This is a genomic window from Bacillus sp. DX4.1, assembly GCF_030348195.1.
In the GTDB taxonomy this organism is placed as follows: Bacteria; Bacillota; Bacilli; order Bacillales; family Bacillaceae_G; genus Bacillus_A.
On sequence record NZ_JAUCFT010000008.1, the window covers coordinates 3,798,598 to 3,824,878 of the forward strand.

Sequence of the window (26,281 nt, forward strand, 5' to 3'; positions counted from 1 at the left end):
TATGTATAGTATGGTATAACAGCCACATGGAGGTGGAAAAGAACATGTTAGAAACCTTTCAAAAGGAATTAGAAGTATATGAAAGCAATGCAGAACTATTGAAAGTTCTTGCTCATCCTGTTCGCTTATGTATTGTAAAAGGATTAATTGAACGTGGTCCAAGCAACGTTTCTACAATGTACACTGGCTTAAACATGCCACAATCCACAATTTCACAACATTTAGCAAAATTAAAAAGTGCTAAAATTGTTTCAAGTGAAAGAAAAGGATTGGAAATTTACTACAAAGTAGAAAATGAAACAATCATTCAACTTGTTCGTGTATTACTAGGTTAGGGGTAACCAAACAAAAAAGGGACGTATTCTATATTTTCCATCTCATATCTTTAATATAAATATATATCATGAGAGAAAATATACAATACTATATATCCTAAAGTCGTATCAAAAAACAAGACACAGCAAATTTCTGTGTCTTGTTTTTTTTACTATACATACAAATAACGATTCAAATTTAAATGTGGTATACCTTTTTTCTGCACAACAACATCAAAGGCGTCACTCATCCCACCTTGCAAAATCATGGAACGAATCGCTCGATTTTGTTTTTGTTTCTCAGAAAAAGGATCAAGGTCTTGATGATCCACTAGCTGTTCAAATATACCCGCTGCTAGTAAAAACTCTCTTTGCTTTGTATGCCATACTGTATGAAGGCCTCGCTCTTCTCCAATTTCTTTCAATTCATCCCAGTGAATATGTGTTGTTATATCCATCTCTCCTGGATATCGAAGTGGATTATGAACAAGCCTGTGCTTATAATATCCACGTAAGCTCCCCTGTCGGTGCGCAGGATGCATCCATTCTGCATTTGTATACCCATAATCAACCGTTATGAAAAGTCCTTCTGCGAGCCATTTTGTAATCCCTTGTATATAAAATTCCATAGCAACTGGCACTTCAAAGCGCTGTCCTTCATAGAGTTCTATATGATGCCTATGTAAATAACACCGTATTGCTTCATCTTTAAGCGGTCGTAGCACTTCCGTAAGCTCACCTTCATCATTATAAGTAACGCGCACTTCATACAAGTTGCTCCCTCGCTTCTCAATAACTTCAACAGGAAACGCATCAAACAATTCATTTGAAAAAACAATACCCGCAAAAGAATCTCCTAATTCCTCATAGGATGTATATTGTGAAACATGTTGAAATGAGGAAAGTTGACGTTTTTGTAGCTTTCTATGAAAGGGACTCACTTCAATAATGGAATAACGTAAGTTCGCAAACGTTTCCGGGGATAGTGATTGCCATTCCTGTAAAACATCATAGGCAAATTTCCCTGTTCCTCCACCAATTTCACAAAAGTGAGGAGGAACTTCCCCGTTTTCTACAAGCCGAATAAAAAAACGAGCGAACGTCTTCGCAAATACAGAAGAGACATTACTACTTGTAAAAAAATCCCCTTCTCTCCCGATCTTCTCACGTTCTTTCATATAATATCCGTGCTCAGCATCATATAATGCAAGGCTCATATATGTACAATATGAAATTGAGTAATCTATCTCCCTCTTCATCGCTCCTCTTAGAACGTGCTCCATCCTTCTGTACTCCTTATTGTAAAAATGGATTATTTTCTTTTTCAAAACCAATATTTGTTTCTGGACCATGTCCACATAATACTGCGGTATCATCAGGTAATACAAATAATTTTTCTTCAATACTTCCAATTAATTCGGCAAAACTACCACCCGGTAAATCTGTACGACCAATGCTCATTTGGAATAATACATCTCCTGAAAATACGGCATTTGCCTCTTTACAATAATATGAGATACTTCCTGGAGAATGCCCTGGTGTCTCAAACATTTCAAATGTAAAAGATCCAATTGTTAACGTTCCTTCTTCATCAATCATATGGTCAGCTGGCTTTGCTGTAATACTACGATTCATCATAAAGATTTGTGAACCATTTACAGCACCATCTCCTAACCAATCCGCTTCTACTTTGTGCACATATACCGGAATTTGAAAGGCATCTCGCACTGCATCGACCGCACCGATATGATCAAAATGAGCATGTGTTAACAACACAGCTAGCGGCTTTAATTGTTCTTCTTTCAAATACGTTACAAGTTTCTCACCCTCACTACCTGGGTCGAAAATAATACATTCTTTTTGTTCATTGCTTAAAATATATGCATTTGTTTGTAATGGGCCTAATGGCATTTGTATCCACTTCATTTTTTGATCTCCTCCAGTTGTTAAACTTACTTTTATGATACAACATTTCTTTCTCTTAGGAAAAGAAACGATGTTACCTCGACAATCTTTTGTAAAACATGTACAATTAAAATGAAGAAATATTACAAAAACTCAAACGAAAGAATGAGAGAGCAGAGGGGGATATGTATGGGTCTAGTTATCATTTTTGCGTTAGTCACTCTGTTAGCTGTCTTCGCTACTCTTAGAACGTTACGTGAAAAAAATATGCTGGCGGGTGGTTTTTCTGTCGCAACCGTACTTGTTTTCGGGTGGTTTACAATCATGACTGTCCTCGGTAATGGCTACCCACCAACTCATTAATTCACTTACAGTTCTACTATCCAACATGATTTTTCGCATAAAAAAAGGAAGGGTTCTCCCTTCCTTTTCTCATTATCCCGCTATTCGCGAGCAGTAATACCCCCACCTTAAAGTTCAGCAGACAGCAAAGAAGTTAGGTAGGGGATAAACTGCCCATAAAAGCCCGATTGGTCAGGGCTAATACGGAGTAGGGGGATAAAGTCCCCTACTGAGTAAAGTTTCACTTTATTTCGCTTCATACATATGTTTCTTTACAAGCCAAGCTCCGCCAATCACACCTGCATCGTTACCAAGTGTTGCAATTGCTAACTTCGTGCTCTTCACAGCACGTGAGAATGCATATTGCTCAAAATAACGTTGAATTGGTTGCAGTAATGCATCGCCTGCTTTCGATACGCCACCACCGATTACAATCTTTTCTGGGTTTAACGTACTAGAAAGGTTAGCTACTGCTAATCCTAAATAAGAAGCTACTTTTTCAACAACTTGAGCTGCTAAAGCATCACCTTGTCCAAGTGCTTCAAAAACATCTTTAGATGTGATACGTCCCTCTTCTTTTAGCATAGAGCGAAGTACACTTGCTTCTTCTGTCTCCTTTAATTTTTGCATGGCAACACGTACGATACCTGTTGCGGAAGATACTGTTTCTAAGCATCCAGATTTGCCGCAGTTACAAGGAAATGCATTTTCTGTCATCACTGTAATATGTCCGATTTCACCAGCAGCACCGCTTATACCGTGTACAATTTCACCATTTGTAATTACACCACCGCCAACACCTGTTCCAAGTGTCATACAAACAAGGTCTTTCGCTCCTTCGCCAGCACCTTTCCACATTTCACCAAGCGCCGCAAGGTTTGCATCATTATCAACAACAACAGGTAAACCTGTTTCTACTTCTAATAAGTCTTTTAACGGATAGTTTTTCCACCCTAAGTTAACCGCTTCATAAATTGTTCCAGAAGCTACATGCACAGGACCAGGAGCACCCATACCAATACCGATTAGCTTGCTTTTTAATTCTCCTAGTTCTTCTAACTTTTTATCAATTGCCTTCGCCACATCTAATGTAATATGTTTCCCTTGCTCACTCTTATTTGTTAGGATTTCCCACTTATGTAAAATTTCACCGTATACATTAATAAATGCTAATTTAATCGTTGTCCCACCGAGATCAACGCCAGCTAACCATTTTTCTTCCATTTCGCTAACCTACCTTTATCTATTTCTTGTTCATCTCTTTTTGAATCTCTTGCTTCAATAAAAATAAGGCTGTTTGATAGTCTCTTGGCTCAATCAGCTGTGATTGATTTAATTCACGAAGCTCATCTTGCATCAATTGTAAATCTGCAATTCGATCCCCTGTATAAATGATCGTTCCAAATTTTTTTAGTAATTGCTGAATATCATAAATAGATATCATGTCATCACCCTCTATATCCACTTATTATAGAAATATAATAAGAAAACGTTCACATATTTTATTATAATCAACAAGAAAAAGCCTCGTCAATTTTTATTTGTCTATACAAGTCAAAATTGAACAATTGTTTCTTTTTCTGTAATAATTTTTTGTACGACTTGATCAAATGGTTCCATTGGAATATTTTCGACAATTTGAAATCCGAAAGCCAATGATAGCGTTTTCCCTTTATAGTTTACAAGGTAACGATCATAATAGCCCCCACCGTATCCAATACGATCTCCTCGTCTTGTATAAGCAACCCCAGGCACAAAAAGAAGATCGATCTCTTGTGCTTCCACTTCTTCTGTTATAGAAGGTATCGGTTCGCGTAAATTCATATATACGGTTTCTAACTGTTCAAAGTCTGTAATCTGATAAAAGGTCATCGTTCTTGTCTTTCGATTGCACTTTGGGACAACAACCTTTTTCCCTTCTCGCCATGCCTTTTCAATCATTTCATATGTATTCACTTCGTGTTCCATTGAAAGAGTAATCCCAATTGTTTTTGCTTCTATCCATTCTTTTTGTTCATATAAAGAAGCCACAATTTGTTCTGATAAAGTTTTGTACTGTTCTTTCGGTAAAGAATTCATTTGTTTTAATATTTGTTTACGTAATCGTATTTTCTCCTCTTTCACACGATTCTCCCCCTATAAAGTGAAACTTTTATCAGTGGAGGTTTTCTTCATTCCTCACTGAGAATTAGCCCTCACCAATCAGGCTCTTATAGACAGTTAATCCTCCACCTAATTTTTTTGGTGCCTCATCAATTTTAGGTGGGGGTATTACTGCCCGTTAGTGCAAGATAAAAAAGAAACAGTAGGAAAATATTCCTACTGCTTACTTTGTTTCACGGTGTAACGTAGACTTCTTGTCACGCTTGCAATACTTTTTAAGCTCAAGACGCTCAGTGTTGTTACGTTTATTTTTCTTTGAGATATAGTTACGATCTCCGCATTCTGTACATGCTAGAGTAATATTTACACGCATTCTTATTTCCCTCCAGTCACTAATAACTTAAATCAGACTATACCATAATACCACTTTTAAAATAAAAATTCTACACCTTTTGATATTGTCTAATTTTTTCTATAAGAGTTTTCATATTTTCCTTTGCTATTACTGGGTTTCTCGCATGAGAATATACAAGAAATTTAGGTTGTTTTGTATCAGAAACTATATACGACCACTCTTTTTCTGTATATTTGAACTGTATTCCTTCTAATATTTCTACTTCTCTTTTTTCCATATCTTGCAATAACATTCCCATTACTTTCCCTTTTTCTTTCCACGCACACACAACTTCATCACATAATAAATATAGCGGCGAAGATTGCTCTAACATAACGGATACAGTTTTCCCTTGCCTTGCAATCAATTCAAATAATTTTCCGATGCGATATAAAATATCTTGCTGCCACCTTGTCTGAGACTCATTTTTCTCATTATGCATATAAAAAAGAAGATAACACTCCCCTAGTTTTAGTGATAATGGATATACACATTCGGCTGTCTCAAGTAATAAATCCGGTACATCTATTTCTTCACAATTTGTATTCCGGTAAATTTTACCTTGATTATCATATAATTCAAATGTACTTCCTTGTTCGTAAACCATGAGGGCCATATGAGCCCTGCTAGACTTCATTAGTAATTTAATGTGGTCTTTTTGTCCATCCGCATAAATCCACGTTATCGTGCAACCAAGTTTCTGCAAGAAAGATAACAGTAACGGCTGAAACATTTCATCCCGTTTATTGACGAGTAGGTGAAACTGTTGCTTTTGTATGCTAGCAATATCTAAATAAGAAGCTACTTTTTCAACATACTTTTCTAAACAAACATGCACCACTTCATTTCGTCCTATTTCTTTATTGTATACGTAATGAAATGACTCTGACATATACAAGTGCTCGATCTCTTTTTGCTGTTTATACGATAACCTCGTTCCTTGCCTCCCATACAGCTCTATCACAATTCCTTCCTCTTGCTCTTGACGAACAAAAACTCCTCCTGAGCATCCCAATTCGCTAATCGTATATCGAAAGGCCGAGTCGTTCATTTCTTGACACTCCATCGTATCCACGCCGACACTATGAATCGCATGTAAAAATAATTTTTTATAAGCATCTGCTGCTACATCCGTTTGACTCCCAACCAGTATACGCTCACCTTTCGAAAAAAGAGAACCATATGCCATTGCTACTTTCACAACGACTTGAGGTGTAATCTCTATATTACTCCTGCCTACTACACGACTTTTTTGTAACCAACCTGATGTATTCTCACGTTCAGTAATCCCAGATGAAGCAATAATAGAATGACTATCAATGACTTTATAGGGCCATACCTTTCCATTTTGTTTTATCACTGTATTTTTTCCAATCCGGCAACGATCCGCTATAACACTTTGCTCAAATAAAGTAACGTCTTCTTCAATAACTGTACTTTCTCCAACAGTCGTTTCCAACAACTCACAGCGTTTTCCTACATACGTATGCGAAAGTACAATACTTTTTTTAAGGTGCGTGTAATCTGCTATAATACTTTGCTTACCGATGATAGAATAAGGTTCAATAATAACGCCCGCTCCAATCGTTGCTCTTTCTCCAATAAAAGCAGGTCCGTGAATTTTCGTCCCCTTTTCAATCGTTACCTCTTCGCCCATCCACACCATTGGTAGCACTTCGGTATAAGAAATCGGCACTTGCACTTTCTTCGTAAGTAAATCAAATTGTGCTTGTCGATATTGTTCAAACGTACCGATGTCTAACCAATATCCTTGTGCTACATATCCAAACATCGCTTTTTTATTTTCTAATAAAGGAAATACATGATGACTAAAATCAAAAAATTGCTCCGGTGGAATGTAAGAAAAAATTTCGGGGTTCATAATATAAATTCCAGTATTTACAACATTTGAAATCACTTCATTCCAACTTGGCTTTTCAATGTATCGTACAATTTCATGTTGCTCGTTCATAACAACTAAGCCAAATGAAAGTGGATTTGGTACTTCCTTGACAAACATTGTAACCATTCGATTACTAGATTGATGAAATTCAATTCCCTCTAATAAATCAAAATCAGTTAATGCATCTCCGCTAATGACAACAAAAGGTTCATCTAAAAACTCCTCAGCTTGTTTGATACTTCCTGCCGTACCAAGCGGTGGAGAATCTTCAAAGTAATGCAACTTTACTCCCCATTTACTACCATCACCAAAATAATGTTGAATAGCGGTACTCATATACTGAACAGTAATCGCGATTTCTTTAATACCATGACATTTCAATAATTCAATGCTATATTCCATTACCGGCTTTTCGATTAACGGTAACATTGGTTTTGGAAGATTACATGTTAATGGTCTTAGACGCCTTCCTTTTCCTCCTGCTAAAATAACCCCCTTCATATACATTCATCCTCCACTTTTATAATGTTGAACGACTTTGTATAACATATGTATGTCACTTATGAAGAAATTAACTCTTTCGTTTTATTCTGTTACACCCTCAGAAAAGTAAACGCTTTCTTTTTTCGTCCCGACTGATCATTAGCCCTCATCAATCGGACTTTTACGAGCAGTTTATTCCTCACCTAGCTTCTTTGCTTCTTGCAGAACTTTGAGGGAGGATTACTGCACGTTAATGCGGGATAAATAACATATATTTAGTTGCTGTACTCATAAAAATCCGGTTCCCTCATCTAACAATTACCTTGCTATATCACACATTATCATACATCTTATCATCATAGATAGCAGGAGACAACGAGCTTTTTTTGTCATGTTTTGACTAAAAAAAGCAGGTGATAGAGCATCACCTGCTAGTCCCCCTGTTATTCGTTTAACAGATAATGTTTCCCTTTCACCAAATAGAAAACATTTTCAGCAATATTTGTAGTATGATCTGCTACTCGTTCCATGTAACGCGCAATAAAAGATAGCTGTGTAATTTGTGTAATCGCTTCAGGATGCTGTGGAACGGAAGATATAAATTCACGAATCGCTTTCCCGTATATTTCATCAACGAAATCATCCATTTCCGCAATTTTTTTAGCGTATGTTAAATTCTCTTCTTGATACGCTTTCAATGCCAAATCTAACATATCCGTTGCAATCGTATACATCTCTTCTATACTCTGCAGGCTAACAGATACATCTTTTTCTCCAAGTCGAATGGTTGATTTTGCAATATTTACCGCATGATCTGCAATCCGCTCTATATCCGTTGCTGTTTTAATCGAAATAAAAATTCTTCGTAAATCACTTGCAACAGGTTGCTGCTTTGTAATTAACATAAGTGCAAGATCATTAATCTCCTCTTCCAAATTATCCATACGATAGTCACCATCAATTACTTCAAGTGCTTTTTCTACATCTCTTGTACGAAGCCCTTCCATCGCAATAGAAAGTGCTTCTCTTGCCAATTCACCAAGTTCAATAACCTTTTGTTGCAATGTTTGTAAGTCGTAATGAAATTGTTCCCGTACCACGTTATTTCCTCCTTTAACTGTTAAAAGTAATAAATGCCCCTTAATAATAAGAGGGGCATTTTCTCTCATGTCATAGAAAGGACAGTATTAACCGAATCGTCCTGTAATGTAATCTTCTGTTCGTTTATCTGTTGGAGTTGTAAATAATTTATTCGTATCTGTATATTCAACAACCTCACCACTTAAGAAGAAAGCTGTTTTATCAGAAATACGTGCCGCTTGTTGCATATTATGCGTTACAATTACAATACTAAAATCTTTCTTTAACTCTTGGATCAATTCTTCAACCTTTAATGTAGAAATTGGATCTAACGCTGATGTCGGTTCATCCATTAAAATTACATCTGGTTCAATCGCTAAACAACGTGCAATACATAAACGTTGTTGTTGTCCACCAGACAAGCCATATGCATTATCATGTAATCGATCTTTTAATTCATCCCAAATCGCCGCACCACGTAAACTTTTTTCAACAATTTCATCAAGTGTTTTTTTATCACGAACACCATGAATTTTCGGCCCATATGCAACATTTTCATAGATGGATTTTGGAAATGGATTTGGTTTTTGGAATACCATTCCAACATGCGTACGTAGTTCTTCAACAGGATATGATTTTTCAAAAATATTTCGATCTCGATACTCAATTACTCCAGTTGTTCGAACAATCGGCACTAACTCTACCATACGGTTTAACGTTTTTAAATACGTTGATTTCCCACAACCACTTGGCCCAATGATTGCCGTTACTTCATTCTCATGAATACTTAAGTTCACATCTTTTAATGCATGATCTTCCCCATACCATAAGTTTAAATTTTTTGTATCAAATACAACATTCTTCGTTGCTGGTGTAACTTTCGCTTCATTTTTCACCTGTACATTTACTATCGTTGCTACCATTTTGAATTCCCCTTTCATCCACTTCCTGCTTACTTACGATTTCGTACCCATATGGCAACTGCATTCATGAAGAGCAACAATATTAATAAAACAATCATACCTGCTGCTGCTACGTGTTGAAATTCCTCTTGTGGTCTACTCATCCAATTAAAAATTTGAATTGGTAAAACAGTAAATTTATCAAACATATTAAGTGGGATATAATTTGCAAAAGCAAGTGCCCCAATAACAAGAAGCGGTGCAGCTTCTCCAATCGCCCTCGATAATGCCAAAATACAGCCCGTTAAAATCCCCGGCAAAGCAGTTGGTAACACAATGCGATACATCGTTTGCCATTTCGTTGCCCCTACTCCATACGAAGCCTCTAACAAGGAATGTGGCACCATACGAATTGCCTCTTGTCCCGCCACCACAACAGTCGGTAACACGAGCAGGCTCATTGTGAGCGCTGCCGCTAATATACTCTCACCTAACTGAAAACCATATACAAAAATGGTTAAACCAAGCAATCCAAACACAACAGATGGCACACCAGCCAGTGTTTGAATATTTAACTGTATGATCCTTGTCATTACAGATTGCTTCGCATAATGCTCTAAATAAAGAGCTGTCCCTACACCAAATAAAAAAGAAACCGGTATGACAATACTCATAAATAAAATTGTTCCTGCCAATGCAGCTGCAATACCAGATTGCTTCGGATTACGTGAAGCAAAGTTCATCAAAAATTCCAATGAAAGGTAACCCATACCCTTCTCAAAAATTTGATAAAGCAACAAGACCAATATGCAAATCGAAAATAACATTGCCATATAAAAAAGCGACTTATACATTCGATCTTTCCAAAAACGAGCTACCATATTTCTTTTTATTTTCTTATGATTTAACATTCCCATCTTATATCGTCCCCTTAAAGCGACGCATAATCTGCTGTGAAATCATATTCATAATTAGTGTAAACATAAGTAACGTCGCTCCTACAGCATACATGCTATAGTATGTGATCGTTCCATGAGGTGCATCTCCTAAACTCACTTGTACAATGTAAGCTGTTAACGTTTGAATGGAATGCGTCGGATCAAGCGATACATTCGGCGTTGAACCACCTGCAATCACAACGATCATCGTTTCTCCAATTGCACGTGAAGCTGCTAATACGATAGCTGCCATAATGCCCGTGAAAGCAGTTGGAAATATAATCTGTCGCACCGTTTCAAAACGAGTCGCTCCTAAAGCAAATGAACCTTCTCTTATCCCGCGTGGCACAGCCCTCATCGCATCTTCTGAAAGAGAAGCGATCGTTGGCACCATCATAAACCCAACGACGATACCGGGACTAATCGCATTGAAAAACTGTAAGTCTGGAATAATACGCTGTAAGCTAGGTGTTACAACCGTTAAAGCAAAAAAACCATATACAATTGTAGGAATGCCCGCTAATAGTTCCAACAATGACTTTAGTACTTTTCTTACAAAGTTTGAAGCATACTCATTTAAGAATATGGCACATCCCAATCCAATTGGAATGGCAACTGCCATAGCAATGGTTGTTACAAGTACCGTTCCACATATGAGTGGTAACACACCAAACTTTGGATCTTCAAAAAAAGGTAACCATTCTTTCTCTGTGAAAAACGAATAAATCGGTATTTCACGAAAAAACATGACTGTTTCATTCGCTAACGTAACAATAATTCCAATTGTTGTAACGATAGATATGCTAGCAATGATCTTTAATAGGAACGGAACCATTTGATTGATTCGCTGCGTTTTTTTTCTTTTGATTGTATTTCTTTCAATCAAATGTTGAACAGAAATTGTAATCTGACTCTTGTCATTACGAGCCAAAGATGAAAACCCCTTTCCATCTCAACGTTATCTTTGTATTTCTGTTAACATTCGCAGCTGTTCATTATATTTGTATTGCGGTAACTTTACATAACCAACTTCTTCAACAAGCCTTCCCCCATGTCGCATCATAAATGATACATAATCTGCCACACCATTCTTATTTCGAATAGAAGCATGATTTACATAAGCATATAATGACCTGGACAGCGGTTTATATGTCCCAAATTGAATGGTTTCTTTTGTTGGCAATACACCGTTTACTTTTATTGCTTTTACTTTATCTCGATTCGCCATATAGTACGCATATCCAACAAATGCAATTGCATTTTGATCGTGCATCACACCTTGAATGATTACATGATCGTCTTCAGATAAAGAAACCGTTTTTGCAAGACGATTGTTTTGCAAGACGGTACTTTGAAAATAATCATATGTGCCTGAATCTACACCTGGTGCGTAAAATTGTACCTTTTCATGGGGCCATTTCGGATGAATATGTGACCATCTTTTCGTTTTTCCATTTTCGCTCCATAACAGGCGTAACTCTTCTATCGTCATATTATCTGCCCATGTGTTCTGACGATTCACGATCATTGTGAGACCATCATAAGCAATTTCAAACGGTGTATACGAAATAGATTTTTCTTTCATGAATTTCTTTTCGGCTTGTTTCATCGAGCGTGAAGCATTATTAATATCCACTTCACCTTTTCCAAAACGATGAAACCCTCCTCCTGTCCCAGATATACCAATAGAAATTTTTACACGTGGCTCTTTCTTTGTATATTCTTCTGCTACTGCTTCCATAATGGGGAAAACGGTTGAGGATCCATCAATCTTCACTTCCCCCATTCCATCAGCCGCATATCCGCTAGGTATACAAGAAAAAATGAAACATGTTGATATCACCAGAACCTTTATATGTTTCCTCATGCATTTCACGTGTGTTTCCTCCTAGAAGTATCCTGAATAACAGGGTTACAAATATAAGAATAATGCCGAACTATTAATTCGGTTTTAATAATTTGTAAAAGTTTTGTAAAGTTCAACATAGCGTACTACAATAAAGTGAAACTTTGATCAATGGGGGTTCTTTATCCCCCACCTAACTTCTTTGCTTCTTGCTGAACTTTGAGGTGGAGGTATTACTAAACTTCTCATTTTCTATTTCAAAATCGCTGTGCTCACGCTATCGGCTTGTCCACCACTACTAAAATATATGCAAGAGATAAAAAAAAAGCACACTATCTTTTCAGATAGTGTGCCAAATTTATATATTTTTTACTCTTCTTCGTTCGCTTTTTTTCCTTTTTCTTCTTTTGGCGCTTCACCTGTTACTTCTTGTTTTTTCAAGTCGAAGTAGGCGTCTGTAATTTCACGACTAATTCTTTTATTAACTGGGTTTTGATCATTAGATAACCAAGGAACAACAACCGAGAAAGCAATTTCAGGATCTGATGCAGGAGCATATCCAACGAACGTTAAGTTCCAGGTGTTTGGTGATTGACCACCATTTCGCTCTCTAACAGTTTTATCTGGACCTGCATACGTAGCCTGCGCAGTTCCTGTTTTCCCAGCCGGATCATATGTCGCACCTGCAAAGCCACCATTACTGTAACCTGTACCATCATGTGTTTGCGTTACCATCTTAAATCCATCTTGAACTCGTTTAATGTAATCTGGGTTCATATCGATACGATTTAATATTTGCGGTTCCACAGACTGAACAACTTTGCCTATATCTTCTGGTTTCGTCGTTGGTTGGCGTACTTCTTTCAAAATTTGCGGCTTCATACGATATCCACCATTTGCAATTGTAGATACATATTGTGCTAATTGAAGCGGTGTATACGTATCATACTGTCCAATCGCTAAATCGAGCAATTTACCAGCTTGTCCATTCATACCTTTTACACCAGCTACTTCGTTAGGCAAATCGATTCCGGTTGGAACTCCTAAACCAAATTGACTAAAGTAATAACGCATTGTATCGAAATCCTTTTCTTTAACACTAAGCGTACCATTTGGAACATAAGATACGCCAGCCATACTCATAGCAATCTTAAACATATATACGTTAGAGGATCGCTGAAGAGCTGTTAAATCATTAATTGCACCAAATGTTTTCCATGATTTCTTCACCTGAGTACCTTTGAATTTAATCGGTTCATCGACAAGCACAGATCCCGGTTGAATCGCATCTGTTTGATAACCCGTTAACACAGTTGCCCCTTTTACTGTAGAACCCATTTCATATGAACTTGTCATCGTACCAAGTGCATAGTCTTTTATTTTCGTTTCTCCATCTTCATTGACAAACTGCTTTCCAGCCATCGATAATACTTCACCATTTTTCGGATTCATCATCACGACGAAAGCACGATCCATATAAGGAGCCGTTCCCATCGCTTTAGCTGCTTTCATTTCTTTTTCAATAATTTCTTCAACCTTTTTTTGAAGTTCCATATCAATCGTTAACGTTAAATTATTACCGCTTTGTCCTTTTGAAACATACGTTGTTTCGAGAATATTACCGTCTTTATCTGTAATATTTTTCACTTCTGCCTTCGTACCATGAAGCGTATCCTCATATTGCTGCTCAATATAACTTTTACCAACACGATCGTTACGATTATAGTCTCGAACAAGATAATAATCTAACCGTTCTCTTGGTAAACCTTCATCTGAGCTTGTTACACCACCCAGTACCGTGCGGAACATATCATTATACGGATAATTACGATCCCAATCGACCGTCGTATCTATGCCAGGTAGCGATGCTAAATTTTCACTAACGATTGCATACTCTTCTGGTGTTACATCTTTTTTAATAATTTGCGGCGTCATCGCATATCCGCTATCCATCTTGCTCTTAATCGCCAGTACTTCTAAATCTACAGGCGTTAATTCATTCAACTCTGTTTCTGTGACGCGATTACGTTGACGCTCTGCCATTTGTTTATCATCAATTTTTTTCTCTTTAAATTCAGCTTGATCTTTCGCTGTAATTTTTGCTTTTGCTTCCTTTTCATGTAAAGAAATCCAATAGTCTTTTTTATCACGCTCTGTTAATTTATCTGGCGCTGCTTCGATTAGCTTTGCAAGCTTTTTCGCTGTTTCTAAACGTTCTTCTGAAGTTGATCCCTTCATTCTTGTATACGTAATAGTACGAAGAGGAGTATTATCTACAACAGCACGACCGTATCTGTCAAAGATTTTCCCCCGTGGAACCGGGTTACTTACCGTTAAGTTTTCCTTTCGCTCAACCTCATTTTTATAATCTTCACCATGTACAATTTGTACCATTCCTAGCTTTACAATAATCGCTGAGAACATTAAAAACACACACAAAAACAACACGTTTAGCCTAAACGGAACGTGGGTCTTCTTTTTTTTCTTTTTCTTACTCATACGAACCCCCTCTACCAACAGCTATGTAATGTGAAAGGGACACCTTATTACAGGTGTCCTCACTACTGTTTTACATGTCCTTTTATTCTAGCATAAAATTGCAGAGAAGTTAACCTTCTCGTTCGGTATGATTTGGTGTTGTTTCAGGGGCTGGAATACTTGTTCCATTCCTTTTTTGATCCTCATATTTGACATTTCTAACTGCAAAATAAATGAGGAAATGTCCAACTCCGAGAATACATAATAAAACCGGTAAACTTTTCTCTGGCGGAAAAAATGATACTGCACATAAAAAACTTAAAACCGAGCATATTCTTCCTCCATTTAACCATAGTTCACGAACAACAATATACTCGACACGCCACTCTTTTACTTTCTTTGCTCTTCCAATCACATCGTATGTCATGGATCCATATGGAACGAGTAGAATTGGATAAGCAATTGCGATACATGCTGCGTAAATGAGCAATTTTACATATGTAACTTGAAAAATGACTAAAAATACAACGGCATATAAAATAATTCCGCCAAGCAAAATCGCTTTTTTTCTCCATTCCTTTTTTAGCATACGAGTAACCAAATAGTAGCATACAAACGATACAGCTGAATTAACTAAGCTATACTTTCCTAAAGCAAACTCACTTCCTGATGCTAAATAGACGTATACAGAAATAACAAAGATGAAAGTTCCTTCTCTTAAGCCTTGAAAAAAGTGAGCAAGTGTAATTCTCCCCCAGTTCTTATCGTGCTTTCGCTCCTTTAACACTTGAACAATTTCATAGCGCCCTTCACATTCTCTTTTTGATAAAAAAAAGCTTATGACAACGGCAATTGTAAATAAGGTTAACGAAAGAACAAACACAACGGTATAGCCACTCCACTTATCCATATGCGAAATCATATATCCCGCTGCAATCGGTCCAATCATTCCAGAAAAGGATGTCAGTAGACCGAGAAAACCATTAAAAAAATCACGTGTTTCAGGCTCAGTAATTTCAAATGTAAGCAAATTAAATGCAAGCCAATAAAAACCATATCCAATTCCAAGAAGACTGCCGATTAATAAAATATATTGCGAGGCATGTGTTCCAGTTAGTAAAACAACAATAAAAAAAGCGGCTAATGTTCCTACACCGATTCGCAGTAAAATTGCACGATCAATCCGCTTTGCCAATTTTCCTGCAAGGAGAAATGTTAACGGCTGCATTACAACACTTGCCAAATTGTACAATCCAATATTCAAATAGTTTTGTGTTTGCTTCCATAAATAAATGTTAACAAACGTATTGGATAAGGAAATCGCTAACGTGTATAATCCCCCCATAACAAGTAACAATACTAAATCACGATTCACCTCAACATCGCCAATTATATGTTTCCACTTCATAGCTAACTCTCCTTTACTTCATGTTCTATTCTTCCAAAGACGAACACAATTATGTAAAAGAAAGTAAACAAAAAAGCTAGGAGAAAATGCCTCCTAGCTTTTTTAACATTCGCTTTAAAAAATTATAAAGCGAAATTATTTAGCGTCTTGGTAACGTTTTTCAGCTGCGTTCCAGTCTACAACGTTCCAGAATGCACCGATGTAGTCAGGACGACGGTTTTGGTAATGTAAGTAGTAAGCATGTTCCCAAACATCTAAACCTACAACTGGAGTTTTACCTTCTGTTAAAGGTGAATCTTGGTTTGGTGTGCTAGTTACTTCTAATTCACCGTTATTTACTACAAGCCAAGCCCAACCAGAGCCGAAGCGAGTTGCGCCAGCTTTAGCGAATTCTGCTTTGAATGCATCAAAGCTACCAAATTTCGCTTCAATTGCAGATGCAAGTTCACCTACTGGTTGTCCACCACCGTTAGGTGATAAGATTGTCCAGAAGAAAGAGTGATTTGCATGTCCGCCACCATTGTTGCGTACTGCTGTACGAATTGCTTCAGGTACTTCGTTTAAATTTGTAACCAATTCTTCTATGCTTTTGCCAGCTAATTCTTCATGACCTTCTAATGCAGCGTTTAAGTTTGTTACGTAAGTATTGTGATGTTTTGTATGATGGATGTTCATCGTTTCTTTGTCGAAGTGAGGTTCTAGCGCATCATACGCATAAGGTAAATTTGGTAATTCATGTTTTGCCATTGTTACATTCCTCCCATTTATATGTATTGCCGAAAAATGACTTGGCATACAAATTCATTTTACCCCAATTATGATGGAGTGAAAACAAATTAAATCATGTTGCCTTGCTATCATTAACGTAGCAAATTTCCCATTTCTTTTCAAACAAAATGCTCACACATTTCATAAAAAAAGCTTCCTTCTACAAGGAAGCATATCACCTATGTCATAAAAATTTGAAATGGACATGGACCCTGTAGGACTCGAACCTACGACCGGACGGTTATGAGCCGTCTGCTCTAACCAGCTGAGCTAAGGGTCCAAGAAATATGAGCAGCGGAGATAATTAAACCTAAAGTCTCACCGCTCTAATCAGCTGCGTTACACCGCAACAACTCCACAGGTAGAACTCGAACCTACGACCAATCCCTGTTTAACAGCTAATAGCTCTACCACTAAGCTACTGCCAAGTATATGGATAAGAAATGTAAGATAAATTTACCATATAAAAAAGAAAAGTGTCAATCGTATTTTCACCTTTCACGAACGGACACTTGGAGCTAAGCTCCACATAAAGTGAAACTTTAGTCAGTGTGAGTATTACTACCTGCTAATGCGAGATAAAGTGAAACTTCCATCAGTGGGGGTTTTCTTCATCCCCCACTGATGGTTAGTTGAACCAATCGGGCTTTTACGGGCAGTTATCCCCACCTATCTTCCTTGCTTCTCTCTGAATCTTGAGGTGGGGGTCTTACTGCCCGTTAATGCGGGATAAATGAAAGTTCCACTGTATACCAAACACGATATAGCTTGTGATTCCTTAGATACGTAAGTTACAATGATTTTATACATTAGCGCATAGTACATAATACATAATTAAGGAAGTGAATGTATGTCCATATTTACACAACTATTTAAAAGCTTATATTCGCCAAAAGACATGGCGCTCTTTCGTTTTCAAAAAATCGGGAAAACGATTCTTTACATAATGCTACTGTGCTTGATCGCTACCGTACCACAGACTATATCAACCGGAAGTGCCATTCAAGATCTTTTTAATGTTGTGAATCGAGCGATTGAAAAAGATATTCCTGACTTTAAAGTTGTGAATGGTGAGCTACAAGCAGATATTGACAAGCCCATTGTAAAAGAAGATGGAAACTTCATTTTCGTATTTGATCCTAAAGCAACGGATACGAATGAATATACCAACCAACAAGGAATATTCATTTTGAAAGATAAGGTTGTGACTAATAATAATAACCAAACTCAAACTTATTCTTATGGCGAATTGGGAGGCACCACTTTTGAGAAAAAAGATGTTCAGGACATTGTTTCTGTTGTGGATAGTATCTATCCAATTCTTATATTCGTTATAGGAGCATTGATCTATCTCTTCCAATTATTCATATCTTTCCTTGGAGTTACATTATTAGCGTTTTTCGGCTCTGCGATGAGTGGTCAACGTAAATTATCTTATAAACAAACTTGGACATTAACTGCTTACAGCTATACAATTCCAACCGTCTTCTTTATGATTATGGACTTATTAAAAATAAATGTACCAGGAACATTCTTTCTTTACACTGCTGTTATTCTAACCGTCCTTTATTTAATAATCAAAGAAATACCAAAACCAAAAGAAAAAGCTGAACTATAAAAAATGCCATTTTGGCATTTTTTTTTTGGACAAGCATATATTTCTCAACAAAGGAGTGAGAAATATGAAGCGACTTGGTATGCTTTTATTTGTATTAGTTCTTGGTTACGTTTTTTATTATGATATAAAAATTGGTACCTTGCCGATGTTAAATACATACAAAAAAACAACTGCGGCTCAACCAGTAAAAAAAGAAACTTCAAAAAAAGAGATAGATACATCCTATAAAACAATTGAAGTAAAAACAGGTGATACCGTTTTATCAGTTACAGAAGCAATTAATAAGAAAAAAGTTCCTTCTATTGAAAAGGTAATCGATGATTTTAAACAGTTAAATAAAAATACGTCTGCTACCAAAATACAGATTGGGAAATCTTACAAATTTCCATTATATCAATGAACAATCACATAATCCTTGTCAATTGTATAAAGCCGCTGATACAATAGTAAAAGTGAAACCGAGCAATTGGGTTTTAATTGTCTTATATCACATACAATATACTCGATATTAGGCTGCAAAATAAGAAACTTCTTTTATAAGGAGAGCGATCTATTCGTGAATGAAATGACTCATCGTACAAAAACACGTCCTGTTAAAGTCGGCAATTTAACAATTGGCGGTAATAATGAATTAATTATACAAAGTATGACAACAACAAAAACGCATGATGTAGAAGCAACAGTTGCTGAAATTAAACGTTTAGAAGAAGCCGGTTGTCAAGTTGTCCGCGTGGCCGTTCCAGATGAACGCGCAGCAAATGCAATTGCTGATATTAAAAAACAAATTAATATCCCGCTTGTTGCTGATATTCACTTTGATTATCGCCTAGCATTAAAGGCAATTGAAGGCGGTATTGATAAAGTACGTATTAATCCAGGGAATATTGGACGCCGCCATAAAGTTGAAGCAGTTGTAAATGCAGCAAAAGAGCGCGGCATTCCAATTCGTATCGGCGTAAACGCTGGTTCATTAGAGCGTCACATTTTAGAAAAATATGGATACCCAACAGCTGATGGCATGGTGGAAAGTGCATTACATCACATTAAGATTTTAGAGGACTTAGATTTTCATGATATTATCGTATCAATGAAAGCATCCGATGTAAATTTAGCGATTGAAGCATATGAAAAAGCAGCACGTGCTTTCGATTACCCTCTGCACTTAGGCATTACAGAATCCGGAACACTATTTGCAGGAACAGTAAAGAGTGCCGCTGGTCTTGGGGCCATTTTAAGTAAAGGTATCGGGAACACACTACGCATTTCATTAAGCGCTGATCCCGTTGAAGAAGTAAAAGTAGCACGCGAACTATTAAAATCATTCGGCCTTGCATCTAATGCTGCTACACTGATTTCTTGCCCGACTTGCGGTCGTATTGAAATTGACCTTATTAGCATCGCAAATGAAGTCGAGGAATACATCTCCACACTTAAAGTACCAATTAAAGTTGCTGTACTTGGCTGCGCTGTAAACGGACCTGGTGAAGCTCGTGAAGCTGACATTGGTATCGCAGGCGCGCGCGGAGAAGGTCTATTATTCCGTAAAGGGAAAGTTGTTCGAAAAGTACCAGAAGAAACAATGGTAGAAGAACTGAAAAAAGAAATCGATGTCATCGCTGCAGAAATGGCTGCAAATCTTGAAAAAGAAAAACAAGAAAAATAATAAAAAGCTTGTCAGTTTAACAACTGACAAGCTTTTTATTTTGCACATTTCGGACAACGTCCATATATCTCAAACTTATGTCCTGTTACTTCATAACCCGTAAAGTCTTTATTCATAAACTCCATTGGACATGATGTAATTTCTTTCGTACCACCGCAATCTAAACAAATGAAGTGATGGTGATGTTCCATAACAGAACATGTAAAGCGAAAATGTTTCTCTCCCTTTAATTCCGTTTGCTCTAGCACACCAATTTCAGCAAATACCGTTAAATTACGATAGATTGTATCAAAACTTAGTCCTGGGTAATCATCCTTCATATGCTCTAAAACGTCTTTTGCGGTTAAATAACGATTATGAACCGCAAATAAACGTAACATTTCTTCCCTTTTTCCAGTGTGTTTATAGCCTTTTTCTTTCATAAGACGTAAAGCTTCAGTCAGATTCATAACTATCCCTACTTTATGCAGTTTTTTTCTTCTTCCATAAGATTGCACCGATTAAAATAAGAACCGCTAGCATAACAATTGTACCACCTGGAGCTAAATCAAGCTGATAAGAAGCAAACAGCCCACCTATCACGGAAATTTCACCAAATAAAATGGAAAAGAAAATTGTTTGTTTAAATCCTTTTGCGATGCGGATACTTGCGGCAACTGGTAACGTCATTAGGGATGATACGAGAAGAACCCCAACAACACGCATTGATACTGCAATGACAAGCGCAACTAAAATAATAAAAATAAAGTGAATCCATTTAGCACGAAGACCTGTTGATACAGCATATTCCTCGTCAAATGATAATAAAAATAACTCTTTATATAATAAAATAATTGTTGCAATAACTACGATTGCTACAATACCAATAAGAATTAAATCCGTGCTTGTTACAGCACTCACGCTACCAAATAAGTAACTAAATAAATCCGTATTAAATCCATTCGCAAGTGAAATAAAAACAACTCCGATTCCCATCCCTGCTGAAAGAATAATTGGAATCGCTAATTCTTGGTAATGCTTATATACAGTACGTAATTTTTCAATTAATAGTGCTCCGCCTATCGAAAAAATCATTCCCATATATAACGGATTTAAAAAACCACCTGTAAAAATCGTTTTTTCTAGTAACAAACTTGCGGCAATCCCTGATAATGTCACATGACTTAAAGCATCTGCAATCAGTGACATGCGACGAATGACAACAAATACACCGATTAACGGGGCAACAAGCCCTATTAAAATACCAGCGTATAAAGAATTGCGTAAAAAATCATATTGTAAAAAATCCTGTATCATTATATCCTCCCGTGATGCTCATGATCATGTTCTAAACGATGAACATGATGTCCATATAAAATCGACATTTCTGCATCTTCTAACTCTCGGAATTTCTCAACATTTCCATGGAAATGCAAATGCTGATTTAAACATGCAACATGCGTCACCTTCTCTGTTACAGCTCCCATATCGTGTGTAACCAGAATCAATGTGATACCTAGTTTTTTATTTAAATCTTCTAGTATCTCATAAAAGCTCTCTACACTCTTTACATCAATCCCCACTGTAGGCTCGTCCAAAATCAGTAATTCTGGATTACTTACAAGCGCGCGTGCAATAAACACACGTTGCTGTTGTCCACCGGAAAGCTCTCCGATGTTACGATTTTGAAATTCACTCATTCCTACATCTGCGATTGCCTTTGTAACCTTTTCTTTATCTTCTTTCTTCAAGAAACGAAATAGGCCTTTTTTTGAAACAAGCCCCATTGAAACAACTTCAAAGACAGTTGCTGGAAAACCAGAGTTAAAGCTGTTAGCCTTTTGTGAAACATAGCCAATTTTATTCCACTCTTTAAACTTCTTGCTATCAATACCAAATAACCGAATACTCCCTTTCTTCGGCTTCAAAACACCTAATATACACTTTAATAGGGTCGATTTACCAGATCCATTCGGTCCAACCAAACCTAAAAAAGCTCCCTTAGGAACTTGCAAATTAATATCTTCTAACACATTTCGATCTTCATACCGAAATGTCAATCCTTCAATTTCTAATATATTATTCATAGCATCTCACCTATTTTAATTCAGAATGATTCCGATTTACTTCTATTTGAATTATAGTATAGCTTACCACGAGTTGTAAACCAATCTGCCCTAAAATTTATTCTTTATTTTAAGAAAATGTTCAAAAACTCCGGTAAAGATAGCTGTCGTATTTCTTTGTTACGTCGCCACTCCGGTACTCATGTAGTTCACTCTACACTCCGTATCCTCCTGGCTTCCGTGCCTCGAACTACTCGGCTCTCTTTATCCTCCTTTTTGAACAAGCACTTTAAGCAACCTTATTATTATAACAAAAAGCAGAGAAAATCTCTCTGCTTTTTGAACACGTACTTTTTAGTGAATTGCTGATTTAAATTTCCCACCATTTGTCTCTTGTGTATTCATAATCGTAATAAAGGCATTTTCATCAATTTCATGAACAATTGTCTTTAATTTTGTTACCTCAAGACGCGTAACAACTGCATAAATAACTTCTTTCTCGTTGTCCGTATAACCACCTTTAGCAACAAGCTTTGTTGTCCCACGACCAAGGCGATGTAAAATGGCATTCGATACGTCTTCATAATGGTCCGATACAATCATGACTGCTTTTGTCTCATCTAATCCTTGAATGACGGTATCAATTGTTTTAAATGCGATATAGTACGTCATAACGGAATACATTGCTTGTTCGACGCCAAATACAAAAGCTGCCCAAGCAAAAATAAATAAGTTCACAAACATAACAAATTCGCCAACAGAAAACGGTAATTTTTTTGTTAATAAAATCCCCATAATTTCTGTTCCATCTAATGAACCACCATGGCGAATGACAATCCCTACACCAATTCCTAAAATAAGACCGCCAAAAACAGTTGCTAATATAGGTTCTGTCGTAAAAGGTTTAACTGAATGGAGTGTCGTCTCAATAAAAGCTAAAGCGACAATTGCAAAAGCTGAGGATAACATAAACGTCTTACCGATTTGTTTATAACCAGAATACATAAACGGTATATTGAGGATTACAACCAACGTAGAAAAACTTAACCACCATATGTTAGGTGTAAGATAATCTAATATGAGGGAAATACCGATAATACCACCATCAATAATTTTATTTGGCATTAAAAATAGTTCAATTGCTACCGCTGCACATGTTGCTCCAAAGACAATCATAATTAAACGATACATAAGATGAATAATACTTTCTTTTCGATGTTGTTTCTGCGACATAAGCCCTCCTTATAGTTCCTTTATGTAATTTTGTTCTCTCATTATAACATATTCTTCTTTTCTCTATGAAAAAAACAACTGTACCGTGAATATATACAAGCTATCTATACATATATTTCGATATAAGAGCGACTGAAGGAGGGCTACATAATGAACCTCATCAAGCACATTGTAAACAAAAAGCTAAATCATATTTCAACACAGGAATTATTAAAATATAGCAAAGAATATGAAGTTCCCATTACAACGGAACAAGCAGATCGAATCGTCATTTTAATGAAAGGAAAAAATATTAATATTTATGATACCCAGGAAAGATTGGAACTTTTAAAGAAAATCGCAAAAGTAACTTCTCCCGCTACTGCTCAGCAAGTAAACATTTTATTTCAGCAGCTATTAAAATAAGGAGGGGATCCCCCCTCCTTTACTACCCTTTAATCTTCTCAAGAAGACTTTCATCAAATGTACCACTCTTCAGCATTTCAATTTCGAACTTATATGGTGGTTTTTTATCTTTCTTATCTTCACCGACATACGGTGTTTCAAGAATTTTCGGTACATGCTGTAATTGCGGATGATGCACAATATGATGCAGTGCTTTATAACCGATATGACCGAAACCAATATTTTCATGCCGGTCTTTTCCCGCACCACGTACATTTTTACTATCATTAATATGCAATACTTGCAAGCGATCAATCCCAACGATTTTATCAAATTCATTTAACACGCCATCAAAATCGTTAACAATATCATAACCTGCATCGTGCGTATGACACGTATCAAAACATACAGACAGCTTTTCATTATATTTTACACCATCGATAATTTTCGCAATTTCCTCAAAGTTACGTCCACATTCCGTTCCTTTTCCAGCCATTGTTTCTAGCGCGATATTCACCGTTTGTTCTGGCGTTATTACTTCATTTAGCCCTTTAATAATTTGTTGAATACCAGCTTCAGCACCTGCGCCAACGTGAGCACCTGGATGTAGTACAATTTGCTTCGCTACTCCTAATGCTGACGTTCTTTCAATCTCCATACGAAGAAAATCGACGCCTAATTGGAATGTTTCAGGTTTTGTTGTATTCCCAACATTAATAATATACGGTGCATGGACAATAATTTCCTCAATACCATACAACTCCATATGTTTACGTCCTGCTTCTATATTTAAGTCTTCAATTGGTTTTCTTCTCGTATTTTGCGGTGCACCTGTATAAATCATAAATGTTGTAGCACCGTATGAAACAGCCTCTTCACTGGCTGCTAATAACATCTTCTTCCCGCTCATGGAAACATGAGACCCAATCTTCAACATATAATCACCTCTTCAATATGCAATAGCTATAATAATAGCATAAGTTGTAGAACTATGTAGTGAATTGTTCGCTCACAAAAAGAAATAAACCAGCAGTAAATTTCCCCACCGATGGCTAGAATCAAGCCAGTTCTTACAAGCTGAGATTCCACTTCCCCCATATAAGATAAAAAAGATAAGGAATGCCCTTATCTTTTTTTATTACTATACTTGTTCTTCACTTTTTCACGTTCAGTCGCAAGTTTTCTCTTATAGTTAGGCTTTACTTTTTTCGGTTTCTTAACAACTTTTGTTGCCATAACATCTAGTTCATTATTTGGTTTTTTACGACTTTTACGACGACGACGTTCACCTAAATCTACCCATTCATCTCCGCGTAAGTCTACATGATTAAATGTGATATTACGTTGTTTTTCTAAACTGTCTAACGCTTCTTCATTTGCTGGCTCATAAATAGTCGCTGCAATGCCAGAATATCCTGCACGAGCTGTTCTTCCTACACGGTGAACAAAGAAATCTAGATCGGATGGAAGTTCATAGTTAATGACATGGCTAATCCCTTCAATATCGATACCACGTGCTGCTAAATCTGTAGCAACAATGTATTGAAACTCTAAGTCCCGAACTTGTTTCATCATTTTTCTACGATCACGTGGCGATAAATCTCCATGAATTCGTCCGACTTTTAATCCACGCTCTGCTAATCCGTCTGCAACTTCGTCAGCCTTCTTCTTCGTATTTGTAAAGATGATTGCTAAATACGGCTTATATTGAAGCAACATATTTTTCACTAATTCAATCTTGTTACGATGTCTAGAAGGAATTAAATAATGTTCAATATTCCCTGCTGCAACTTGCTTTGGATTAATATGAATATGCTCTGGATTTTCCATATACTTCTTCATAAAAGGCTTTAATTTTTGCGGAATTGTCGCAGAGAAGACAAGCATTTGTAAATTTTTTGGCATGCGAGCTGCAATTTTATCTACATCTTGAATGAATCCCATATCAAGCATCAAATCTGCTTCATCGACAATAATAGCAAAAGCCGTATGCACAAATAGCGCCTTTTCTTCTACTAAATCTTTAATACGCCCTGGTGTTCCAACAACAACATGCGGTTGCTTTTTAAGCTTTTCGATAGATCGTTGTTTGTCCGTTCCTCCGATAAGGCAACGTGCTGTAATCAGTTGGTCTTCTGCACAAAACTTCGTAAGCTTTACAATCTCTTGATAAATTTGTTGTGCTAGCTCACGAGTAGGAGCTGTAATGACAAGCTGTACTTCATCTCGACTTGCATCGATTCGATTTAAAGTTGGAAGTAAGTATGCATGTGTTTTCCCAGAACCCGTTTGGGACTGCCCGATTACACTCGCACCTTTTTTTACAACCGGAAAAATTTTCTGTTGAATTCCTGTCGGCTCCGAAAAGCGTAGTTCACGAATTGCATCTATTAAAAATGGTTGAAAATTATATTGTGTAAATGTTTGTACTGTCATAAGTTCCACCTTCTTTCTTAAATTTCTACTGCGCGCAC

At 36.8% G+C, this 26,281-nt stretch carries 27 protein-coding genes and 1 tRNA gene; 6 read left to right on the plus strand and 22 right to left on the minus strand.

Going from position 1 to position 26,281, the window contains the following annotated elements:
- The first annotated feature begins 44 nt into the window (after positions 1 to 44).
- Positions 45 to 335 carry an ArsR/SmtB family transcription factor gene (locus QUF99_RS22365; protein ID WP_286121940.1) on the plus strand — a complete coding sequence of 97 codons (291 nt, stop codon included), beginning with the start codon at positions 45 to 47 and terminating at the stop codon, positions 333 to 335.
- A 152-nt stretch (positions 336 to 487) separates the two neighbouring features.
- Here QUF99_RS22365 and QUF99_RS22370 read toward each other — a convergent pair whose 3' ends face one another.
- Both QUF99_RS22370 and QUF99_RS22375 read right to left on the minus strand, forming a co-directional pair.
- Positions 488 to 1,597 carry a class I SAM-dependent methyltransferase gene (locus QUF99_RS22370; RefSeq protein WP_289372998.1) on the minus strand — a complete coding sequence of 370 codons (1,110 nt, stop codon included), beginning with the start codon at positions 1,595 to 1,597 and terminating at the stop codon, positions 488 to 490.
- A gap of 13 nt (positions 1,598 to 1,610) precedes the next feature.
- Positions 1,611 to 2,240: an MBL fold metallo-hydrolase gene (locus tag QUF99_RS22375; protein WP_289372999.1), complete on the minus strand. Its 630-nt coding sequence runs from the start codon at positions 2,238 to 2,240 to the stop codon at positions 1,611 to 1,613.
- 168 nt (positions 2,241 to 2,408) lie between these two features.
- Here QUF99_RS22375 and QUF99_RS22380 point away from each other — a divergent pair, with 168 nt between their 5' ends.
- Positions 2,409 to 2,582 carry a DUF2759 domain-containing protein gene (locus QUF99_RS22380; protein WP_286121943.1) on the plus strand — a complete coding sequence of 58 codons (174 nt, stop codon included), beginning with the start codon at positions 2,409 to 2,411 and terminating at the stop codon, positions 2,580 to 2,582.
- A 225-nt stretch (positions 2,583 to 2,807) separates the two neighbouring features.
- Here QUF99_RS22380 and QUF99_RS22385 read toward each other — a convergent pair whose 3' ends face one another.
- From QUF99_RS22385 to QUF99_RS22450, 14 genes are all read right to left on the minus strand, one after another.
- Positions 2,808 to 3,785, minus strand: coding sequence for an ROK family glucokinase (locus tag QUF99_RS22385; RefSeq protein ID WP_289373000.1), 978 nt, complete (start codon positions 3,783 to 3,785; stop codon positions 2,808 to 2,810).
- Between the two features lie 19 nt (positions 3,786 to 3,804).
- Entirely contained in the window at positions 3,805 to 4,005 is a 201-nt protein-coding gene (locus QUF99_RS22390) for a YqgQ family protein (protein ID WP_289373001.1), read from the minus strand.
- Between the two features lie 110 nt (positions 4,006 to 4,115).
- Positions 4,116 to 4,685 carry a 5-formyltetrahydrofolate cyclo-ligase gene (locus tag QUF99_RS22395; RefSeq protein ID WP_289373002.1) on the minus strand — a complete coding sequence of 190 codons (570 nt, stop codon included), beginning with the start codon at positions 4,683 to 4,685 and terminating at the stop codon, positions 4,116 to 4,118.
- 202 nt (positions 4,686 to 4,887) lie between these two features.
- Complete coding sequence (gene rpmG, locus QUF99_RS22400; RefSeq protein ID WP_001265618.1) at positions 4,888 to 5,037, minus strand: 50S ribosomal protein L33; 150 nt, start codon at positions 5,035 to 5,037, stop codon at positions 4,888 to 4,890.
- Between the two features lie 70 nt (positions 5,038 to 5,107).
- Positions 5,108 to 7,462, minus strand: coding sequence for a sugar phosphate nucleotidyltransferase (locus QUF99_RS22405; RefSeq protein ID WP_289373006.1), 2,355 nt, complete (start codon positions 7,460 to 7,462; stop codon positions 5,108 to 5,110).
- 425 nt (positions 7,463 to 7,887) lie between these two features.
- Entirely contained in the window at positions 7,888 to 8,544 is a 657-nt protein-coding gene (gene phoU, locus QUF99_RS22410; protein ID WP_289373008.1) for a phosphate signaling complex protein PhoU, read from the minus strand.
- An 87-nt stretch (positions 8,545 to 8,631) separates the two neighbouring features.
- Positions 8,632 to 9,447 (minus strand): phosphate ABC transporter ATP-binding protein, encoded by an 816-nt coding sequence (pstB, locus tag QUF99_RS22415; protein ID WP_289373009.1) that lies wholly within the window; start codon positions 9,445 to 9,447, stop codon positions 8,632 to 8,634.
- Between the two features lie 29 nt (positions 9,448 to 9,476).
- Positions 9,477 to 10,343 (minus strand): phosphate ABC transporter permease PstA, encoded by an 867-nt coding sequence (pstA, locus tag QUF99_RS22420; protein WP_289373010.1) that lies wholly within the window; start codon positions 10,341 to 10,343, stop codon positions 9,477 to 9,479.
- Position 10,344: 1 nt separating this feature from the next.
- Positions 10,345 to 11,295, minus strand: a complete 951-nt coding sequence (gene pstC / locus QUF99_RS22425; RefSeq protein WP_289373011.1) for a phosphate ABC transporter permease subunit PstC — start codon at positions 11,293 to 11,295, stop codon at positions 10,345 to 10,347.
- Between the two features lie 27 nt (positions 11,296 to 11,322).
- Entirely contained in the window at positions 11,323 to 12,240 is a 918-nt protein-coding gene (locus QUF99_RS22430; RefSeq protein ID WP_289373013.1) for a PstS family phosphate ABC transporter substrate-binding protein, read from the minus strand.
- A 339-nt stretch (positions 12,241 to 12,579) separates the two neighbouring features.
- Positions 12,580 to 14,709, minus strand: coding sequence for a peptidoglycan D,D-transpeptidase FtsI family protein (locus QUF99_RS22435; protein WP_289373014.1), 2,130 nt, complete (start codon positions 14,707 to 14,709; stop codon positions 12,580 to 12,582).
- Between the two features lie 109 nt (positions 14,710 to 14,818).
- Positions 14,819 to 16,096: an MFS transporter gene (locus QUF99_RS22440; protein WP_289373016.1), complete on the minus strand. Its 1,278-nt coding sequence runs from the start codon at positions 16,094 to 16,096 to the stop codon at positions 14,819 to 14,821.
- Positions 16,097 to 16,231: 135 nt separating this feature from the next.
- Positions 16,232 to 16,843: a superoxide dismutase [Mn] gene (gene sodA, locus QUF99_RS22445; RefSeq protein ID WP_289373017.1), complete on the minus strand. Its 612-nt coding sequence runs from the start codon at positions 16,841 to 16,843 to the stop codon at positions 16,232 to 16,234.
- A 227-nt stretch (positions 16,844 to 17,070) separates the two neighbouring features.
- Positions 17,071 to 17,144 (minus strand) — tRNA-Ile (locus QUF99_RS22450).
- Positions 17,145 to 17,714: 570 nt separating this feature from the next.
- Between QUF99_RS22450 and QUF99_RS22455 the strand changes: the two genes are divergently transcribed.
- From QUF99_RS22455 to ispG, 3 genes are all read left to right on the plus strand, one after another.
- Entirely contained in the window at positions 17,715 to 18,482 is a 768-nt protein-coding gene (locus tag QUF99_RS22455; protein ID WP_289373018.1) for a DUF1189 domain-containing protein, read from the plus strand.
- A gap of 64 nt (positions 18,483 to 18,546) precedes the next feature.
- Positions 18,547 to 18,882 (plus strand): hypothetical protein, encoded by a 336-nt coding sequence (locus QUF99_RS22460; protein WP_289373019.1) that lies wholly within the window; start codon positions 18,547 to 18,549, stop codon positions 18,880 to 18,882.
- A gap of 165 nt (positions 18,883 to 19,047) precedes the next feature.
- Positions 19,048 to 20,145 (plus strand): flavodoxin-dependent (E)-4-hydroxy-3-methylbut-2-enyl-diphosphate synthase, encoded by a 1,098-nt coding sequence (gene ispG / locus QUF99_RS22465; RefSeq protein ID WP_289374743.1) that lies wholly within the window; start codon positions 19,048 to 19,050, stop codon positions 20,143 to 20,145.
- 35 nt (positions 20,146 to 20,180) lie between these two features.
- Here ispG and QUF99_RS22470 read toward each other — a convergent pair whose 3' ends face one another.
- The 4 genes from QUF99_RS22470 to QUF99_RS22485 form a co-directional block, all read right to left on the minus strand.
- Positions 20,181 to 20,594 carry a Fur family transcriptional regulator gene (locus QUF99_RS22470; RefSeq protein WP_289373021.1) on the minus strand — a complete coding sequence of 138 codons (414 nt, stop codon included), beginning with the start codon at positions 20,592 to 20,594 and terminating at the stop codon, positions 20,181 to 20,183.
- A 13-nt stretch (positions 20,595 to 20,607) separates the two neighbouring features.
- Positions 20,608 to 21,441, minus strand: coding sequence for a metal ABC transporter permease (locus QUF99_RS22475; RefSeq protein WP_199666667.1), 834 nt, complete (start codon positions 21,439 to 21,441; stop codon positions 20,608 to 20,610).
- Entirely contained in the window at positions 21,441 to 22,211 is a 771-nt protein-coding gene (locus QUF99_RS22480; protein ID WP_289373023.1) for a metal ABC transporter ATP-binding protein, read from the minus strand. Before QUF99_RS22480 ends, QUF99_RS22475 begins: the two co-directional genes overlap by 1 nt.
- 333 nt (positions 22,212 to 22,544) lie before the next feature.
- Positions 22,545 to 23,423 carry a YitT family protein gene (locus tag QUF99_RS22485; protein WP_289373024.1) on the minus strand — a complete coding sequence of 293 codons (879 nt, stop codon included), beginning with the start codon at positions 23,421 to 23,423 and terminating at the stop codon, positions 22,545 to 22,547.
- A gap of 150 nt (positions 23,424 to 23,573) precedes the next feature.
- Here QUF99_RS22485 and QUF99_RS22490 point away from each other — a divergent pair, with 150 nt between their 5' ends.
- Positions 23,574 to 23,828, plus strand: coding sequence for a DUF2624 domain-containing protein (locus QUF99_RS22490; RefSeq protein ID WP_289373025.1), 255 nt, complete (start codon positions 23,574 to 23,576; stop codon positions 23,826 to 23,828).
- Between the two features lie 22 nt (positions 23,829 to 23,850).
- On the opposite strand, the gene QUF99_RS22495 is transcribed toward QUF99_RS22490, so the two are convergent.
- The gene (locus tag QUF99_RS22495; protein ID WP_289373026.1) at positions 23,851 to 24,744 is read right to left on the minus strand and encodes a deoxyribonuclease IV; all 894 of its coding nucleotides are present in this window, start codon (positions 24,742 to 24,744) and stop codon (positions 23,851 to 23,853) included.
- 188 nt (positions 24,745 to 24,932) lie between these two features.
- Entirely contained in the window at positions 24,933 to 26,243 is a 1,311-nt protein-coding gene (locus QUF99_RS22500) for a DEAD/DEAH box helicase (protein WP_289373027.1), read from the minus strand.
- Positions 26,244 to 26,281: the final 38 nt, after the last annotated feature.